The sequence below is a fragment of the bacterium genome (assembly GCA_035380285.1).
Taxonomy (GTDB): Bacteria; Auribacterota; Erginobacteria; order Erginobacterales; family DAOSXE01; genus DAOSXE01.
In genome coordinates, this window is the sequence record DAOSXE010000010.1 from 26,246 (window position 1) to 44,361 (window position 18,116).

The following is an 18,116-nucleotide window of genomic DNA, read 5'->3' on the forward strand; positions in this document are numbered from 1 at the left end:
AAGATATGATCACGACCTTCCTCTATGACCGCGCTACCGGGAATCTGGAACGGGGGCTCGGGCCGGAACGGTTCGGAGAGGTTCTGGCCGACCCCGGGAAACTTCTCTGGGTGGACCTGGAGAACCCCGATGAAACCGAGTACGCGATCCTCAAGGACCGGTTCGACTTCCATCCCCTCCTGATCCGGGACTGCATCGACCCCCAGAATTTTCCCAAATGCGACGACATGAACTCGTACATCTTCCTGGTGCTGCATTCGCTTTATTACTACCTCGACAAACGCGAAGAAGAAGCTTTGAGCATCCGGGAGATCGATATCTTCGCCGGAAGCAACTACCTGATCACCGTCCACGCCGGACATATCAAGGCGGTCACCGCCAACCGCAAACGTCTCGAGCATTCCGACAAGATCATGAGGCAGGGGACCGGGCGGCTGCTCTACCATCTTGTCGACAGCATCGTGGACAATTACATGGCCATCATCCATACCCTGACCGAGAAGGCCGACGTCCTCGAAGACAACGTCCTGGCCGGCTGCAAGCCGGATCAGAGCAACCGGATCCTTTCCCTGCGCCGGAACACGATGACCATGCGCAAGACTCTTCTGCCCCAGACCGAACTGATCTATAACTTCTCCCACGGGAAAATCAACTTCGTCAAGCCCGAGGAACTGATCTACTTCCGGGATATCTACGATCACATGACCAGGATCGCCGATCTGGTCGACCACCTGCGGGAGATGAGCCACTCCCTGCTGGAAGCCTATCATTCTTCCCTCTCCTTCAAGCTCAACGACGTCATGCGGATACTCACCGTCATCGCCACCATCATGATGCCGATGACGCTCATCTCCGGAATCGGGGGTATGAACGTCCTCTTCCCCCTCCACCTGCGGGAGACCATGCTCGGATTCTGGATCTTCATCTTCCTGATGGCGCTCTCGGTCTCGGTTCTGCTCTACTGGTTCAAAAAAATCAAGCTGCTCTGAGCGGATAAACCGCCGGCGACCGGGGCCGGGGAAACGCCGGCAGGGCGATTTTGCAGAAGAAACCCGGGCCCCGTCGGCATACAATAACTCCCCGGAAGGAACCGATGCCCGACATTCCCGTAAGAAAACGTCTCCGGACCCTGACCACGGCCCTGGCCGCGGCCGCCGCCGTCGTCGCCGCCGTCGCCGCCTGGCGGGCGCGGCCGCAAGGCACCGCCCCCAACCTCGACGTCTACGATTACCGGGACACCCGGAAGCTGGTGGCTTTGACCGCCCGGGCGGCGGCGGCGATCGAAGCGGAGGGCGAAGACGCCTTCGAGCGGTTCCGCCGCCGGCCCGAGGCCTGGTCCCTGGGAGAAAATTCCTACCTCTACGTCTACGACTTCGACAACGTCAACCTCTACCACGGGGGGTATCCCGAATTCCGGGGCAGGAACCTGACGTCCATGACCGATCTGTTGGGCAAACACCCGGGGCCCCTGATCGTCGATCAGATCGAGAACCACCACGACCTCAACCCCCACGGCTGGGTCCACTATCTCTGGGTCCCCCCGGGGGCCCTCAACGGGGTCTGGAAAGCTTCCTGCAATTTCCCCGTCACCTTTCCCGACGGGCGCCGGGGCTACGTCGGGTGCGGATTCGACTACCCGCACCAGGAACGGGAATTCTACCGGATCGTCGTCGACGAAGCCGCCGAACTCATCTCCCGGGAAGGGAACGCGGCCCTTGACCTGATCAAGAGCCCGGCCGGTCCGTTCGTCATCCACGATTCCCGGGTCTTCGTCATCCTCGGCGACGGGACCACGATCATTGACCCCGGGCTGGACCTGAAGGAGTCCCGGAACCTCCTGTCGTACCGCGACGAAAGCGGCAACCGGCCCCTGGCCATGCTCGCCGGGCGGCTGGAAGAAGAAGACCGGGCCTGGGTGGTGATGCGGTCGCGGGACAGCAGGGGGGAACGGGCGGAAAAAAAGGGGATTTACGGACGGAAAGCGGTGCTGAACGGACGGGAAGTCATCGTGGGCGCCATCTGCCCGCTGCCTCGGCCCGCGTGGATGGGTTAGCGACCATGATCGGGAACAACGAGGAGAGACCATGAGCGAACCGACCCGGGGCCTGGTCTATAAGCTCGACGATCGGCCTCCGCTCAAACCCCTGCTGTTGCTGAGCCTGCAGCAGATGCTGCTCATGTTCGTGGCCGCCACCCTTCCGGCGATGCTGGTGCGGGAGGTGGGGGGAAGCCTGGAAGAAGCCAGCTCCATGGTCGCCCTGACCATGATCGCCGCCGGGGTGGGAACGGTGATCCAGGCCAGCCGCTCCCGGTGGATCGGGAGCGGCTATCTCTGCCCCAACGTCTGCGGGCCTTCCTACCTGGCGGTTTCGCTGCAGGCGGCATGGCTGGGGGGTCTGCCCCTGATGCGGGGGATGATCATCTTTGCCGGGGGGGTGGAGATGCTCCTGGCCCGGATGGTGAAACGCCTGAGGTTTCTGTTCCCTCCCATCGTCACCGGCCTCACGGTGGCGATGGTGGGGGTGAGCGTAATCCCGGTGTCCATCACCAATTTTTTCGGGGTGCGGTTCGCCGGGGATTCGTTCGGGTGGGGAGACCTCGCCGTGGGCGGGTGCGCCCTGGCGGTAATGACCGCCTTCAGCATCTGGGGCAAGAAATCGTGGCGGATGTACTGCCTCCTGATCGGGGTCGGGGCGGGATGGGCACTGGCCCTCTTCCTGGAACCGGAAGCCTGGACGAATCTGGCCAGGATCGGGCGCGAACCCTGGTTCCGTTTCCCGGTCAGCGACCTCTCGCAGGTCAGCCTGAAATTCTCCCCCCAGCTCCTGATCCCTTTTCTCATCATCTCCATCACCGGCTCGCTTAAATCCTTCGGCAACCTCATCGCCGCCCAGAAAATATCCCAACCCGAACTGCAGGAACTGGACATGGGGCCGCTGAGCCGGGGGCTGCTGGCCGACGGATTTACCACCGCCATGGCCGGGGCCATGGGAGGGATGGCGGTCGATACCTCCTCCAGCAATATCGGATTGGCGGCGGCGACCGGAGCGGTCAGCCGTAGAATCGCTTTCTGCTCCGGGGCGCTTTTCGCCGCCCTGGGCTTTTCTCCCAAACTCTCCACCGCCATTTCCCTGATCCCCTCCCCGGTGGTGGGGGCCTCCATGATTTTTGCCGCCTCCTTCATGATCTGCACCGGCCTCCAGGAGATGCTGGAACAGAACTTCGACCAGCGCAAAATTTTCGCGGTGGGCATTGCGCTCATCTTCGGCCTGGGAACGGGGCTGGTTCCCGATATCTTCAACCGGATGCCGACCTGGCTGAAAAATTTCTTCGCCCAGCCTCTCTCCACCACCACCATCCTGGTCGTGATCCTGTACCAGGTCTTCCACCTGGACCTGCTGGCGGACGCCTGGAGAAACCGGAAGCGGTGACCGTCTCCAAGGTCAGCGCCTCCCGGGTGGCGGCCTTCAGAACCGCGGTCTACGGACATTTCCGTCTCTACGGCCGGGACCTTCCCTGGCGCCGGACCGCCGACCCCTACCGGATTCTGGTCTCGGAGGTGATGCTTCAGCAGACCCAGGCCGGCCGGGTGGCGGCGAAATACGACGGTTTCGTCGCGGCTTTCCCCGATCTCCAGACCCTGGCGGAGGCGCCGCTTCGGGCCGTACTCGAAGCCTGGCAGGGCCTGGGGTATAACCGCCGCGCCCAGCGGCTGCAACTGGCGGCGCGAATGGCGCTAACCGAATGGGGAGGGAGGATCCCGGCGGAGCCCGGCGAACTGGCCCGGCTGCCGGGAATCGGCCGGGCCACCGCCGCCGCCGTCGCCGTCTTCGCCTTCGATATCCCCGTCGTTTTCATCGAAACCAATATCAGGGCCGCTTTATTGCACGTTTTTTTCCCGACCGGGGAGAACGTCCCCGACTCCGCCATCCTCCCTTACGCCGAACGGGTCCTCGACCGGGGCCGGCCCCGGTATTGGTACAACGCGCTCATGGACTACGGGGCCATGCTGAAGCGGGAACGGGGCAACGCCTGCGTCCGCAGCGCGCACTACAGCCGCCAAACGCCTTTCTCCGGAAGCGGGCGTCAGGTGCGGGGACGGGTCATCGCCGCCCTCACCCGCCGGGCCCGGCTTTCCCTACCGGAACTGACCGAAGCCGCGGAGACCGAACCCGAACGCGTCCGCGCCGCCGTGGAAGACATGATCGCGGAAGGGCTCCTGCGCCGGACGGGGGGCCGCATCGCCATCGCCTGATGCCGGGCGCCGGGCCGGCACCAACTCCCGGCGTTCTCTTGTTTCCGGCGGAAAAAACCGTTATGCTTTCCCCGAAACCGCGTCGCGACGACGGAAGGAAGAAAACCGTGTTCGGCTCCGGCCTTTACATCGCCGTTCTGTTCCTGGCCTGCGCTCTCGCTTCCGGCCCCGCCCGGGGGGCCGCGGCGGGCGACCCCGCAGCCCCCCCCGCCCCCGCCGCCGCGGCGACGGAGACCGGAGCGGAAGCGCGGAGCGCGGACGGGTTCGAAGACGCCAGAAACCAGGCCCAAGCCGCCCGAGAAGAAGTAGCTTTCCGGAAAAAGGAAGTCGAACTGGAGCGGCGCGAAGCCGAAATCAAACGCCAGGAAGCCGACCTGGCCCGCCGCGCGGCCGAGACCGCCGCCTCCGCCGCCGCGGGCGAAGAGGCGGTCAAGGCGGCGACGCTCAAGGCCCAGGAGAAGGAACAGGAGGCCGTTCTGGCCCAGCAGGAGACCGCGGTCGCCGAAGAAAGGATGTCCGCGGCCCAGGGCCGCGCCCGGCAGGCGGAAACCGCGCTGGAAGCGGCCCGGGCCAGGGCCGCGCGGTCGGAGTCCGAATCCCGGCAGCGGCAGCGGGAACTTTACCGCAAACTGCTGCAGACGCTGCTTATCCTCGCCGGGGGTTACGTTCTCATCTATTTCCTGATCAAGCTCATCAACCACCGGGTGGCCGACATCCGCACCCGTCACCTGGCGCGCAAACACATCATCTACTCCTTGAACCTGCTCATCATCGTCTCCATCGTCTTTCTCTGGTTCCATCACATCGGTTCCCTGACCATCTTCCTGAGCGCGGTTGCCGCCGGAATCGCCCTGGCCCTTCAGGAAGTCATCCTCAGCGTGGCCGGATGGTTCGTCATCCTCATCCGCCGGCCTTTCGAGGTCGGAGACCGGGTGGAATTCGGCGGAGTCAAGGGCGACATCATCGACATCCAGATCCTGCAGACCTCGATGCTGGAGATCGGCAACTGGGTCGCCGCCGACCAGAGTACCGGGAGAATCGTCCACGTTCCCAACAGCGCGGTCTTCAAAAAAGAAAACTACAACTACAGCCGCGGCTTCGAATACATCTGGAACGAGCTGGCGGTGCTGATCACGTTCGAAAGCGATTGGAGGCGGGCGGAGGAGATCATGCTCGGCCACGCCGGCAAACAAGCCGAGGGCATGGAGGAGATCGTCACCAGAAAAATCAAAAAGATGTCGCGGCGCTACATGATCCACTACGGGAAGTTAAGCCCGATCGTCTACGTCGCCATCAAGGACAGCGGGGTGGAACTGACGCTGCGCTATCTGACCGACGCCCGCAAGCGGCGGATCACCCAGGATTTTTTCTCGCGGGCGATCCTGGACGATTTCCGCCGGGAAGAAGGGATCGAACTCGCGTATCCGACGTATCGGATCGTCAAATAATCCAGCCTAATCCTTGAGCGCCGCCCGGCCGCCCCCGGTCATGAGCAGAGAGACACATGCTCCCAGGAGAACCAGGGGGAACTCGAAACCGAAAAAACCCTGGCGGAAGTGGACGCCGAAAATCGCCACCAGCATCACCACCGACAGGAGAAGGGCCCAAAGACGGGTAAGGACGCCCAGGACCAGGCAGGCCCCCCCGAAAAACTCCACCACCGCCACCAGGATCGCCCATGCCAGCGCCGGTTTCAAGCCCAGGCCGGCCAGGAAAGAGGCGAACCCCGTAAGCCCGGGCCCGTCGAACGCTCCGAAAAGCTTCTGGGCGCCGTGCCCGATGAAGACGCTCCCCGCCGCCAGCCGCAGAACCAGGGGCGCCCAGGCTCCGCTCCTTCCGAATATTCTTCCCCACATAGCCGCCTCCTTACGCCGTCGAACGGCTTTTCGGGGCCGGGCGGCCCCGGTACTTCTCCCTCTTTGTACCACATCCCCGCCTCTCGGGCCAGAACCGGGGGGAAAGAGATGCCGGAAGGGTGCGGAAATGATATTTTTAGATAAGGTGCCACCATGAGGAAACGGATAACGACAGGATTGTTTCTCGGAAGCGGGCCTCGGGGGCGGGGCGCGAGCTGGCTGCTGGTGGCGCTGCTGGCGGCGGCGGGGGGGGCGGCACAGGCCCAAGAGAAGGCCCTCTTCCTGATCGAGCGGGACGCGGACGCGCCCGAACCGAGCCTTCCCGGCGTGGTCGTCTGGGCCGGCTTCGAAAGCGGTTCCCGGAAACTGCAGGTGGTTGCCCTCCCCGCCGGCATCGAAATCGAGGCCGACGCCGGGCGTTGCGCCGCCCCTCTGCCGAGCCTCCGCCCCGAGTCGGAACTGTTCCTGATCACCTCCCCGCGGGGCACCGATACCGACCTCCTGGCCCGGACGGGGCGGGTGCTCTGGAGCGACGGGCACCTGGCCCTCCTGGCCGCGGACCAGGCCTCGGCCGAGAGACTGGCGACGGCGGGAATGGAGATCGCGGCCGTGCTTCCCCCTCCTCCCGTCCCGGCGCCGGAGCTTCCCGGCCGCGGGAAAACGGCCGGCGCCGCCGACTCCGTCGGGGAGATCGTCGCCGCCATCACCGCCAGCGACGTCTCCGAACTCATCGGCGACCTCAGCGGAGAAAACCAGGTGCTGATCGGGGGCGAACCCTACACCATCCTGACCCGGAACTCCTACCGGGAGGCTTCTCTCGAAAAAGCCCAGGAGTACTGCCGGGAATATTTCCAGGACCAGGGGCTGGCGGCGTCATTCCACGAATACACCTGGAACACCTACCACTGGCGCAACGTCTTCGCGGTCCAGACCGGCAGCCTCAGCCCCGAGCGAATCCACGTCATCTGCGCCCACCTCGACGACATGCCCGCCGCCGAGATCGCTCCGGGAGCCGACGACAACGCCAGCGGGGCCGCCGCCGTCCTCCTGGCCGCCCGTGCCCTGAGCGGCTACCGCTTCCGGGACACCATCCGCTACGTCCTTTTCAGCGGAGAGGAACAGGGGTTGCGCGGAAGCTACTACTACGTTCAGGACTGCGCCGCCGCCGGCGACGTCATCCTGGGGGCCATCAACCTCGATATGATCGCTTACGACAGCGACGGGGTCCCCTGGGCGGAGCTTCATTGCGGGACCGGAGCGACCGGGGCCGCTTCCGAGGAACTGGCCGGCGACGTGGGCGAGATCATCGACACCTTCGGTCTTCCCCTGGACTGGGTGGCGTACACCGACGGATCGACCCGGGCCAGCGACCATGCCCGGTTCTGGGACGCGGGCTATCCGGCGGTGCTGGGGATCGAGGACACCTGGGTGGGGGAAACCGAGGAGTTCAACCCCTACTACCACACCGCCGCCGACACCCGGGCCAACTGCAACCTGGCCTACGCCACCGCCTTCGCCCGGGCCGCGGCGGGAGCCACCGCCCTCCGGGCGGTCCCGGTGCCTTCCCCTTCCCCGGCTCCGCCTTCGCCTTCGCCTTCCCCTTCCCCTTCCCCGGCTCCGCCTTCGCCGTCCCCGGCCCCTTCCCCGGCCCCCACCGCCGCCGCCACCGCCACCCCGGCAGCGACCCCCACGCCTACGCCGGCTCCCCGGACCCCGACACCGGCCGCCCCCTCGCCTTCCCCGGGGCGCACCCCTTCCGGATCGCCCCCCGCTCCCACCCCCTCTCCCCTCTCCCCTCCCCTCCCGGATTACTTCCCTGCGGATGGAGACTACGCGGGGAACGGAACCGCCGCCGTGGCGCTCTACCGCCCCGCCTCGGGGGAATGGCTGATCCGGGGCGTAACCCGTTTCGTTTTCGGATCCGCCGAGGACCGACCCTCCCCGCTCGACTTCGACGGCGACGGCACCACCGACGCCGCGCTCTTCCGGCCGGCCCGGGGGCTCTGGTCGATCCGGAGCCGGACCCGGATCTACTTCGGAACCGGCGCCGACCTGGCGGTCCCGGGCGATTTCGACGGCGACGGCACCGACGACCCGGCGGTCTTCCGACCGGAGACCGGCCTCTGGGCGGTCCGGGATAAGACCCGGATGTATTTCGGTTCGGCGGGAGACTATCCCCTGCCCGGTCGGTGGGGAGGAGGGGAGGCGGTCGCCGCGATCGTCCGGCCCGACCGGGGGTTGTGGGCGGCCCGGGGGACGACCCGATTTCATTTCGGGAAAGCGGGCGACATCCCGCTGCGGTTCGACCACGACGGCGACGGGGTGCCGGAAGCGGCCTGCTTCCGCCCGCATTCGGGGCTGTGGGCCGTCCGGTCCGCGACCCGGTATTTTTTCGGCGGCGGCGGCGATCGGCCGGTTGCCGCCGACTTCCGGGGAGACGGGCGCGATCTGCCCGCGATCTTCCGCGGCGCCGGGGGCCGGTGGTGGCTGCGGGAGCAGAGCCGGTTCTACTTCGGCGCCGAGGGCGACCTTCCCCTCAGCCGCTAGGGGAAGCATAGAGCATGGCGCATAGCGTAAGACCGTTCCTCCTGAAGCCTTATCGCACCTGATTTCTCTGATTGGGAGAGGCATACAAGGTTCAGGGTTCAGGGGAAGAATTCAGAATAAAGAATTCAGTATTCAGGAGCCCCCAGCCGCGGCCCCTGGAGAATTTTGTACCTGCGAAAAGCATAGGGCATAGAGCATGGAGGCCTCCACCTCGCACCCTTCATGTCCTTCATGGTCGAAAAAGCATGGAGCATAGCGTAAATCCTCTTATCTGTGAAATCCGTGGACTCATTGAAGGGACTAGGCGGGGGACCTGAACCCCGAACCCTGAACCCTCTCTCTCCCTCTTCATGTCCTTCATGGTAAAGAAAGCAACCAACATAGGTACAACGCTTAGAATATCCTGCCATACCGGCGGCCGATATTTGTTGCGGAATGCCGGACGTTATCTACAATTTTTAAGTGCGTTGCCCTAACCGCGGCGCCGAAGCGCGCCGCCAGGAGCGGTTCCGATGACCGCCGGCCTATTCGTCAGCTTGATCTACAACGCCGCGCTGCTTCTAGCCTTCGGCGCGCTCTACGACGTCGCCGCGGAAAAGCTGACCCCGAAGACGCGCTTCCGCGAAGTCGTGGCCGGAATCGTTATCGGCCTGATCGGGGCGGCGATCATGGCCAATCCGGTGCCGTTTCGAAACGGAATCGTCTTCGACACCCGCTCGATCCTCCTGGGCATATCGGGGTTGTTCTTCGGTCTCGTCCCCACCGCGGGAGCCGCCGCCGTCACCGCTTTGGTCCGAATTCAACGCGGCGGGGTGGGCGCGTTGACCGGGGTAAGCGTCATCGTCGCTACCGCCGGCGCCGGCCTGCTCTGGCGGTACTGGCGGCGGCGGCGGGCGGCGACGACCTGGTCCTGGAGCGAGCTGTACGCCTTCGGGGTGACCGTCCACCTGCTCATGCTCCTATGCATGTTCCTGCTGCCCCGGCGCGAAGCCTGGGCGGTGCTGGGCGGCATCGCCCTGCCGGTCATGGTGGTGTACCCTCTGGCCACCCTCCTGCTGGGGGAACTCATGGTCCACCAGTCCCGGCGACGGCAAAGCGAGACCGAAAAACAGCAGGCGCAGCGCAGGTTCCGCAAGCTGATCGAACGGGGAAACGACGTCGTCTGCCTGGCCGACGCCCGAACCAGGGCCGCCTATATCAGCAGCTCCTTTTCCCGGATCACCGGCCATTCCCCGCACGACTACTTGGGACGCCCCCTGATCGAACTCATCCACCCCGACGAACAGGAACGCGTCCGGGAGCGCTTGGGGTCCCTGTTGCAACAGCCGTTCCACACCGTGACCCACACCTACCGCATCCGGCGCGGAGACGGCTCCTGGATCCCCATGGAACTGACCGCCTACAACCTCCTCCCCGACCCGGACATCGGGGCGATCGTGATCAACGCCCGCGACGTCAGCGAACGGGCGGCGGGGGAGGAACGCCTCGCCCGCATCAACCAGTGCCTCTCCTCCCTGGACTCCGATCACGAAGCCAACCTCGGGCGGATCACCGCCCTCTGCGGGGAACTTCTGGGAGGGACCTGCGCCCTCTACAACCGCCTGGAGAAAGGGCTCCTCTGCTCGCTGGGGCAGTGGCGGACCCCGCCCGGCTACCAGAGCGTGGACAAGCCCCGGGGCCACATCTGCGCCGACGTCATCGCCCGCTCCGCCAACGAGGTTTTCTTCGTCGACAACCTCCAATCCTCCCCGTACGCCGAGAGCGATCCCAACGTTCGGGCCTATAACCTCCAGGCCTATATCGGGCATGCGGTCAGGTGCCGTCAGCAAGCGGTGGGTTCGCTCTGCGTGGTCTTCCAGCATCCGTACGCCCCCTCGACGAACGACCGCAAGATCATGGGCATCCTGGCCGCCGCCCTGGGAACGGAAGAAGACCGGTACCGGATCGAAAAGGACCTCCTCGTCAGCCGGGAGCGCCTGGAAACCGCGGTCGAGGCGACCGACCACGGCCTCTGGGATTGGAGCGATCTCGCCCACACCGGGATGTGGTGGTCGCCGAAGACCTTCGAGCTGATCGGGTACGAAGACGGCGCCTTCCCGCCCACCCTGGAGAAAGTGACCGAACTCCTTCACCCCGAAGACCGGTCGGCGCTCGAAGCAAAACTCAGGGAAGCCTCGGAAAGCGACCGGCCCGTTTCCTGGGAATGCCGCCTGAAGACGGCCTCCAACGGGTACCGCTGGTTCCTGATTCACGGACGCGCCTTTTTCGACGGACGGAACCGCCCGGTCCGGCTGGCCGGATCGATCCGGGACATCACTCAACGTAAAACCGTCGAAGCGGCGCTCCAGGAAAGCGAAAGCCGCTACCGTTCGTTCCTCGACTCGGCTTCGGACCTGGCCTTCATCAAGGACGACCGGTTCCGTTACCTGCTGGTCAACCGGGCCAACCGGGAGTTTTTCGGGATTCCCGAGGCCGAGATCCTGGGAAAGACCGACCGGGATCTGATGCCGCCGGGAGCGGCCGAGCACTGCCTGGACTCCGACCGCAGGGCCCTGGAGGGCGAGGGGGTGATCGTCGACGAAGAGCGGGTGGGCGAGCAGGTCTACGAAATCCGCAAATTTCCCCTGAGCCTGGGAGACGGGATCAAGGGCGTGGGCGGCCTGATCCGGGACGTCACCGAGAACAGAAGGACCCTGGAAGAATTGAAGCAGACCACCGAGGAACTGAACCGGTACTTCTCGACCGCCCTCGACCTTTTCTGCATCGCCGACGCCGAGGGCAGTTTCCGTCGCCTCAACCAGCGGTGGGAAGAAGTCCTGGGGCTGCCCTTGAAAGAAATCGGGGGCCGACGGCTGCTGGATTTCGTCCACCCCGAGGACCGTGAAAAAACCGTCGAAGCCCTCCGGCGGCTCCGGGAGGGGAAACCGCTCACCAATTTCCTCAACCGCTACCGCCACCGCGACGGAAGCTACCGGCACATCGAATGGCGGGCAATCCCGGAAGGCCCCTTGATCTACGCCGCCGCCCGCGACGTCAGCGACCGGGTCAGGGGCGAAGAAGAGCGCGCCGGTATCGAGGCCAGGTTGCGCCAGGCCCAGAAGATGGAGGCCATCGGGAACCTGGCCGGGGGGATCGCCCACGATTTCAACAACATGCTCAACGTCATCATCAACTACGCCGACCTGGCCCTCTCCGACCCCGGGCTTTCCCGCGAGATCAGGCAGGACCTGAAGGAGATCAAAAAAGCGGGGGAACACTCGGCCGACCTGACCCGGCAACTCCTGGCCTTTTCCCGGAAACAGATCATCAGCCCGCGGGCCGTCGACCTCAACGCGGCCGTCGCCGAGAACATGGACATGCTCCGCCGGCTCATCGGCGAAGATATCGAAATCACCTTCAAGCCCGGTGCCGGGATCGGGACGATCTGGATCGATCCGTCCCAGGTGGTTCAGATCCTCACCAACCTCGCGGCCAACGCCCGCGACGCCATCGCCGGCACCGGCATCATCTCCATCGAGACCGCCGCCGTCGCGTGGGAGCGGGGCCGGGAACCGGCCGGGAGCGGGAGAAACCTCGAGGAATACGTATCCCTGGTTTTCACCGATTCCGGAACCGGAATCGACCCCGACAAAACCGACCGCATCTTCGAACCATTTTTCACCACCAAGGAGGTGGGGAAGGGAACCGGCCTGGGCCTGGCCACGGTTTACGGAATCGTCGCCCAGAACGGCGGCAGCATCGAGGTCACGACCGCCGCGGGGAGAGGGGCGTCATTCATCATCTCCTTCCCCCGGTACCGCGGTGAAACCGGCGGCGGCGGCTGCGAAAAAACCCCGGCTGCGGAGGGAACGGGGGAGACGATACTCCTCGTCGAGGACGACCCCCGGGTCCTGAGCATCACCGAAAAGATGCTGCAACGCTGCGGGTACGAAGTCCTCAGCGCCGGGACGGCCGAGCGCGCCTGCGAGCTGGCCGGAGCGGAGCGGAAGATCGATCTTCTGCTCACCGACGTGGTCATGCCGACCACGAACGGCAAGCAGCTGCGGCGCCGCATCGAAACCCTGAAACCGGGGATTAAAACCGTCTTCATGTCGGGGTACACCGCCGACGTCATCGCCGAGCGGGGGGTCCTGAACCGGAGCGTGGCGTTCATCAGCAAGCCCTTCTCGGTCCGGGAACTGCGGGCGAAAATCCGCGAAGTTCTCGACTCATGAGCCGATCCGTTTTCGGCCCGGGAACCGACTCGTGACCGCTCCCGGCACGGTCGAGCGCCTCTTCGAAACCGCGGCCGCCATCGAAAAGCGGATGCTGGATTCCTACTGCCGCATGAGACAGGTCTTTTCCCGGGTGCCCGCGGCCGAAACGTTCTGGCTGGGATTGCGCAACGACGAGATCGATCATATCGTACAGTTGGACGCCATCCGCCGGTCGCTCGGACCGCGGGAACTGGGGCAACCCGCCGGGGCCATTCTGGAGAAAGCCGTCCGGATTCTGAGCGAACTCGATCCGGCCGATTGGGAAACGGTGGAAAACCTGGGCGAGGCTTACGACCTGGCCTGCCGCTGGGAGAATTCGGAAGCGAACCAGCTCTTCATCCTGCTCGCCTCCTCCTACGTTCCCGAGCGCGACCGCAAGGACCTGGCGGAAACGGTGATCGAGAAACACCTGGAGCGGCTGATGGGGTTTCCGGAGACGATGGGAGGGACGGAAACCATGAAAAGGTTCCGTGGAGAAGTCCCCGGAAAGGCCGAACGACGGAATCCGGTCTGAACCGGTCAGCGGCCGCGCCAAGAAAGAAACCGAACCAGAATGTCACCGGAATGGACCCGGCGGATGAAGCGAGGCCGGGCGCTCCGCCGGAGAAGCGGACGACCCCGGCGGCCGACGAATCAGAGCAGGTCCCTGCCGGCAAAACCCCGATAGACGGCCAGGTGATCCTGAACCTGGACGAGGGGCCGGCGGCGTTTCCAGAAACGGCGGTAGATGAATTCGGTTATCTCCTCCCTCTGTTCCGGGGTGTAGCGGTGCACCTCGGGGTAGAGAAGAATCATCCAGACCACCGCCATGAATTCGCCGAAGTCATCGACCCAGAACCGAACCCGGTCGGAGCGGCAGCGAACGGCGGCGCGGGCGAAGGCGGGAGAGGTCCGCAGCGTGTTTTCCCCGAATCGGATCAGGTTCTGATCGTTGCGGGCGCCGAAAAATTTTCCGGCGAAGCGGTTGTAGAGCCAGGTAGTGGTGTCCTGGTCGCCGCATGAGGAAGACATGAGCACGGCATGAACGGCGCCGCGGCGCCCCAGCAGTACCCGGTAGAGGTTTCCGAACAACGGTCCCCAGGCCGACTCCGGACAGTAATACAGCGAGTGGTGCAGGGTGATCAAATCCAAACGGGCCGAACCCAGGCGGGCCCGGAAGAAATCCCGGGCGCGGGTGGGTTCCAGTAGGAGGCCGGTGTAATCTCCCCGGATCAGGGTGACCGGGGCGATCCGCTGCCGAACGATCCTTTGTTTCACCACGTCGAGCGCGGCCCGATCGATATCGAGGAGGTAGAGGCCGCCGCGGAAAAAAGCCTCCAGTATCCGGAACTGCGGTTCGGAACCGGAGCCGATGGAGAGAGCCCTCAGTTTTTTCCCCGGGGAGAGCCCTCGGGCCAAGGCCCTGACGACCCGCGCCAGCCGCTCCCCGATGTCCACCTTATCTCCGCTCCAGCGCATCCAGATTTCATTCTCATCGTAGATGTCCTCGTCCCCCGCCCGCATCCCCCGCTCGATCTGTCGCCGGTCGTCCGCTTTCACGTCATGCTCTTTTCCCCGGTCCGCTCAAAGACGGTAGTGAAGCCCGAAAAACAGCGTGTTCTGGTTGGCGTTGTTGGTGTCGTAGTAGGTGAAATGATAATAAAACTTAAGGCTGCAGGAGAGCGAGAACCGGTCCTTGTTCAGGAAAAAACCGTTGAACATCTGGAATTCGTCGTAGGTCCCTCCGGGCCGGTTTTCGCCCCAGTGGTTGAGGAACCCGTAATCGAGCCAGCCCTGGTAGGTGAGCGTGCTTTCCCAGGGCAGTTCGAAGAGCAGCGTGTACCAGTTGAGGCTGAACTGAAGGCCGGTGTATTCGAAGTTCACCCCCTCGCCGGTGCGCAGGAACTGGGGCCAGAAACAAAGCCCGAGCACGTCCATTCCCGGGACGTCCAGATCGACCCCCACCCCGGCATAGTAGTATTCGCCCCCGTTGAAACCCTTGTATTGCGTAGCCAGGTACCATTCCCGGACCGGGCCGGCGGAGAGATCGCGGGCGAAGATACAGTCGAGGCTGAAACGGGGCTTGACCTTGGTGAAGAAATTGCCGGCTTCCGCGTGGAGGTCGCCCCACCCGAAAATCTCGTTGATGTCGAAAAAATAGTAAAGATCGAGAAAGCTCGAACGCCCTCCCCCCTCCAGTTCGAGGTACGAGAGTTTATAGGTGGGCCCGAAGGCGTTGGCCGCGTCGATCATGCTGTAAAAGTTGAGCTGCAGCCAGATATTGTCGTTCTTGTGCCGTTCCCCGACCTGGTATTCCGCCCCGGCGGCCGGACCGGACCCCAAGGGGCTCAACAAAAAAACACCGAGCAGAACCCATCTCTTCATCGTCAACCTCCCTCCTTGGTTGAGCCCCGTCCCTTCGGGGCCGGTCCGGCATCGGTTCCGATTCGAGTATATTTCAAAAAACCGGGAGAGACGAGGCTGATTATTCCGGGGCACCGGGACCCCCGCCGTCCCCGGTCAGCCGGCCGTGGCAGCCGTCCCAATCCGCGCCGGAACGGGTGTACCGGTTGATCCCCATCCCCGAGAAATGGGGCAGAAGTTCGACCATGATTTCGGGGAGCTTTTCCCAGGCCCCGGTGCGGATAACCGCTTCCAGGCGCAAGGCCGAACGGGACGCCCACTCCCACTCGGTTTGAAAGTCGGCGGCTTTCTTCCAGTAACCGCGCTTATCCCAGGCGTCGGCCGATTCCTCGACCGTCCCCGCGATTTCCCGCAGACGGAAGACGATGAACGAGGCCATATCCCGGACTTCGCCATCGACCGCTTCCTTGGCGGCCAAACGCTTGAGAACCTCGGCCACCGCCCGCAGGCAGCGGCCGCGGCGGCGCCCCGGGCCGTCGCTGTTGATGATCCTGGTCACGATTGCACCTTTCCTTTCGTTTTTCGCCGCCGCGGACGGCTTCACAGCCCCCGCGGCCATCCGGCCGCAAAACGGCGTTGGCGCTCGGACTCGGCGGAAACGGCGCCGGGGGCACCGGCCTCCACGCCCCTCAGGCGAGCTACCGCCTCCATGGCCGCGGCCCCGTTCGCGATGCCGTGGCGGGCCAGGAAACAGCCGACCGTCATGCCGGTTCTCCCCACTCCGCCCCAGCAATGAAGGTAGATTCCGTCGCCGATAGCCAGGGCCCGGTCGATCCTGTCCAGCAGCTTCCTCATCTTTCTCCGGGAAACCACGCCGCCGTCGCGGATGGGGAGTTCGACGATTTCGACCCTCGCCCCCCGACGGGAAGCAAGGTGAGCGAGCCGGTAGCGGTAGTCGACGTACTTGCGGGCATAGCCCCGTCCCTCCCCGCGTTCGAGAAGGTTGACGAAGCTGCGGATTCCCAAATCGAGGAGCCGATCGAGGCGCCGGCCCTCTATCCCCACCACGCCGTGCCCGGGATAAGGGCCGGCCAGAAAACGGCCCGGGCAGACCCAGTACGAACCGGGAAAGGGAAGCGGCGGGACCACCATCAGAACACGTCCTTGAGGCGGCGCAGGCGCAGAAAAACTTCGAAGGCGGAAGCGTCCTCCATTCCCAGGGGAACGCGGACGGCCGGCTCGTGCGCCCGGAGAAAAGGATTGGTTCTCTTCTCCGCTTCCAGCGTGCGGGGAACCGAAATCGCCTCCGGACGACGGTCGAGATCTTGAAGCAGATCCAGCGCCTCGCGACCCGCCACGCCGACCGCGGCGGCGAAGCGATAGTTTTCCCGGGTGTATTCGTGACCGCAGTAGAGGCCGATCTCCCCGGCCCCGGCGGCGAGAAGCCGGAGGGATTCCCACATCCGCTCCGGTTCGCATTCCCCCAGGCGCCCGCAGCCGCCGAGGAAGAGGGTGTCGCCGGTGAAGAGGGCTCCCGAGGCGGAGACGTTTCCCGGTTCGAGAAAATACGAGACCGAATCCCGGGTATGGCCCGGGGTGGGAATCGCCGTCATCCGTTCCCTGCCCCGGCGGATGATACCGCCCGCGGCTCGGCCGGTTCCGCCGGCCCGAAGCGGCCCGAAGACCGGACAAGCGAACCGCCGGCGCAGCTCCTCGACCCCGCCGACGTGGTCCCGATGGTGGTGCGTGCAGAAAACGGCCCCCAGACACCGGGAACCGAGCTTTTCCAGAACCGGCCCGGGGAGGCCCGGGTCGACCGCCCAGACTTCGGACCCGACATCGATCAGATAGGCGTAATTATCTTCCCCGCAGGGGACGACCTCGATTCCGGGCTTCCGGGACCCGCCGCGGCGGCGGACGGTTTCAAGCCGCGGGTTCATCGCCCCTCAATCGACCGCATCCCCCGCGGAAGCGTCGGCGGCTTCGCCGGATTCCGGTGTTTTCGGGCTCTCGCTCCGGCGCTCGCGCAGGCTCCGGCGGCGCGCCTTCTCGTTGGAAATATCGTAGTAGATGTTGATGAAGGGGGAAATCACCCGCAGAGGGATGGAAGTCACGAACCCCCCGAACCGCCACTTGAAGTCGTCGCTTCCCCGGGGCGCCCGCGGCTCCGGCGCTTCCGGGGGAGTCGCCGGGGCGGAAACGGCGGGAGGCCGAGGGCGGCGGGGACGGGGGGACGAGGAGGGGGCGGCGGCGGCCTTCGCCCGGGCGGGGCGCCGGGGACGCGAACGGCGCCGGGGAGAGCCTTCCCGGCCGTTGCTTCCCGGAGCGGGGGCGCCCGAGGGAGCGGGAGCCGCGGAAACCGCTTCCGTGTCGTCCAGCCTGGTCAGCATCCAATTCGGCTTCTCTTGACCGTTGGAGCGCACCAGGGAATATCTCCCGGACGCGCGCGTTCCCCGCAACGAAAATTGGATCCGGACTTCCTTGCATTTTTCCAGGTCGCATTCGCCCCGGTCCCAGATCGAAAGAAGCCCCTCCCCGAACTCCCGGGAGCTGATCTTCCCCTCGAACGAAGCCGATTGCGGAGAACCGTCGCGCAGGCGTTGCGCCGGCAGCTGCTCCCCCGGGCGCTCCGGAATTCCTTCCGGTATCGCCCAATTCATCAGGACCCCTTCGTGCTCCAACCTCAAGTAATAATTCTTCTTGCTACCCTGGAAGCAGTGGACCACAAACGTCGTCTTCCCCATGCCCTGTTTCTCCTCGTCTGACCGTTCCTATCCGCCCCCGGCGGCGCCGCCGGGGGCCCCGGTCGGAAACCGGTTCTTCCGGCGGGCGAAACCGAAACCTGCGCCCGGAGCTTAA

At 64.9% G+C, this 18,116-nt stretch carries 15 protein-coding genes; 8 read left to right on the forward strand and 7 right to left on the reverse strand.

The genetic code is table 11. From position 1 onward, the window contains the following. The first annotated feature begins 5 nt into the window (after positions 1-5). The 5 genes from corA (at position 6) to PLZ73_05170 (ending at position 5,703) form a co-directional block, all read left to right on the forward strand. Positions 6-989 carry a magnesium/cobalt transporter CorA gene (gene corA, locus PLZ73_05150; GenBank protein HOO77258.1) on the forward strand — a complete coding sequence of 328 codons (984 nt, stop codon included), beginning with the start codon at positions 6-8 and terminating at the stop codon, positions 987-989. Positions 990-1,093: 104 nt separating this feature from the next. Next, positions 1,094-2,053 (forward strand): cache domain-containing protein, encoded by a 960-nt coding sequence (locus PLZ73_05155; protein ID HOO77259.1) that lies wholly within the window; start codon positions 1,094-1,096, stop codon positions 2,051-2,053. A gap of 31 nt (positions 2,054-2,084) precedes the next feature. Next, positions 2,085-3,431, forward strand: a complete 1,347-nt coding sequence (locus PLZ73_05160; GenBank protein HOO77260.1) for a solute carrier family 23 protein — start codon at positions 2,085-2,087, stop codon at positions 3,429-3,431. Further along, positions 3,428-4,255, forward strand: coding sequence for an A/G-specific adenine glycosylase (locus PLZ73_05165; protein ID HOO77261.1), 828 nt, complete (start codon positions 3,428-3,430; stop codon positions 4,253-4,255). Before PLZ73_05160 ends, PLZ73_05165 begins: the two co-directional genes overlap by 4 nt. Positions 4,256-4,317: 62 nt before the next feature. Continuing rightward, positions 4,318-5,703 carry a mechanosensitive ion channel gene (locus PLZ73_05170; GenBank protein ID HOO77262.1) on the forward strand — a complete coding sequence of 462 codons (1,386 nt, stop codon included), beginning with the start codon at positions 4,318-4,320 and terminating at the stop codon, positions 5,701-5,703. A gap of 6 nt (positions 5,704-5,709) precedes the next feature. Here PLZ73_05170 and PLZ73_05175 read toward each other — a convergent pair whose 3' ends face one another. Beyond that, on the reverse strand, positions 5,710-6,111 hold the full coding sequence (locus PLZ73_05175) for a DoxX family protein (GenBank protein ID HOO77263.1): 402 nt from the start codon (positions 6,109-6,111) through the stop codon (positions 5,710-5,712). 153 nt (positions 6,112-6,264) lie between these two features. Here PLZ73_05175 and PLZ73_05180 point away from each other — a divergent pair, with 153 nt between their 5' ends. The 3 genes from PLZ73_05180 (at position 6,265) to PLZ73_05190 (ending at position 13,428) form a co-directional block, all read left to right on the forward strand. After that, on the forward strand, positions 6,265-8,658 hold the full coding sequence (locus PLZ73_05180; protein ID HOO77264.1) for a M28 family peptidase: 2,394 nt from the start codon (positions 6,265-6,267) through the stop codon (positions 8,656-8,658). Positions 8,659-9,170: 512 nt separating this feature from the next. Continuing rightward, on the forward strand, positions 9,171-12,872 hold the full coding sequence (locus tag PLZ73_05185; GenBank protein ID HOO77265.1) for a PAS domain S-box protein: 3,702 nt from the start codon (positions 9,171-9,173) through the stop codon (positions 12,870-12,872). A gap of 31 nt (positions 12,873-12,903) precedes the next feature. Continuing rightward, entirely contained in the window at positions 12,904-13,428 is a 525-nt protein-coding gene (locus tag PLZ73_05190; protein ID HOO77266.1) for a hypothetical protein, read from the forward strand. Positions 13,429-13,547: 119 nt separating this feature from the next. Here the strand turns inward: PLZ73_05190 and PLZ73_05195 are convergent, their stop codons facing one another. The 6 genes from PLZ73_05195 to PLZ73_05220 form a co-directional block, all read right to left on the reverse strand. After that, on the reverse strand, positions 13,548-14,453 hold the full coding sequence (locus PLZ73_05195; protein HOO77267.1) for a class I SAM-dependent methyltransferase: 906 nt from the start codon (positions 14,451-14,453) through the stop codon (positions 13,548-13,550). Between the two features lie 24 nt (positions 14,454-14,477). Further along, positions 14,478-15,278, reverse strand: a complete 801-nt coding sequence (locus PLZ73_05200; GenBank protein ID HOO77268.1) for an outer membrane protein OmpK — start codon at positions 15,276-15,278, stop codon at positions 14,478-14,480. Between the two features lie 100 nt (positions 15,279-15,378). After that, positions 15,379-15,816: a hypothetical protein gene (locus PLZ73_05205; GenBank protein ID HOO77269.1), complete on the reverse strand. Its 438-nt coding sequence runs from the start codon at positions 15,814-15,816 to the stop codon at positions 15,379-15,381. A gap of 41 nt (positions 15,817-15,857) precedes the next feature. Further along, positions 15,858-16,409 (reverse strand): hypothetical protein, encoded by a 552-nt coding sequence (locus tag PLZ73_05210; protein ID HOO77270.1) that lies wholly within the window; start codon positions 16,407-16,409, stop codon positions 15,858-15,860. Further along, complete coding sequence (gene gloB / locus PLZ73_05215) at positions 16,409-17,197, reverse strand: hydroxyacylglutathione hydrolase (GenBank protein HOO77271.1); 789 nt, start codon at positions 17,195-17,197, stop codon at positions 16,409-16,411. Before gloB ends, PLZ73_05210 begins: the two co-directional genes overlap by 1 nt. Before the next feature lie 6 nt (positions 17,198-17,203). Next, positions 17,204-18,001, reverse strand: a complete 798-nt coding sequence (locus PLZ73_05220) for a DNA polymerase ligase N-terminal domain-containing protein (GenBank protein HOO77272.1) — start codon at positions 17,999-18,001, stop codon at positions 17,204-17,206. Positions 18,002-18,116 lie beyond the last annotated feature (115 nt).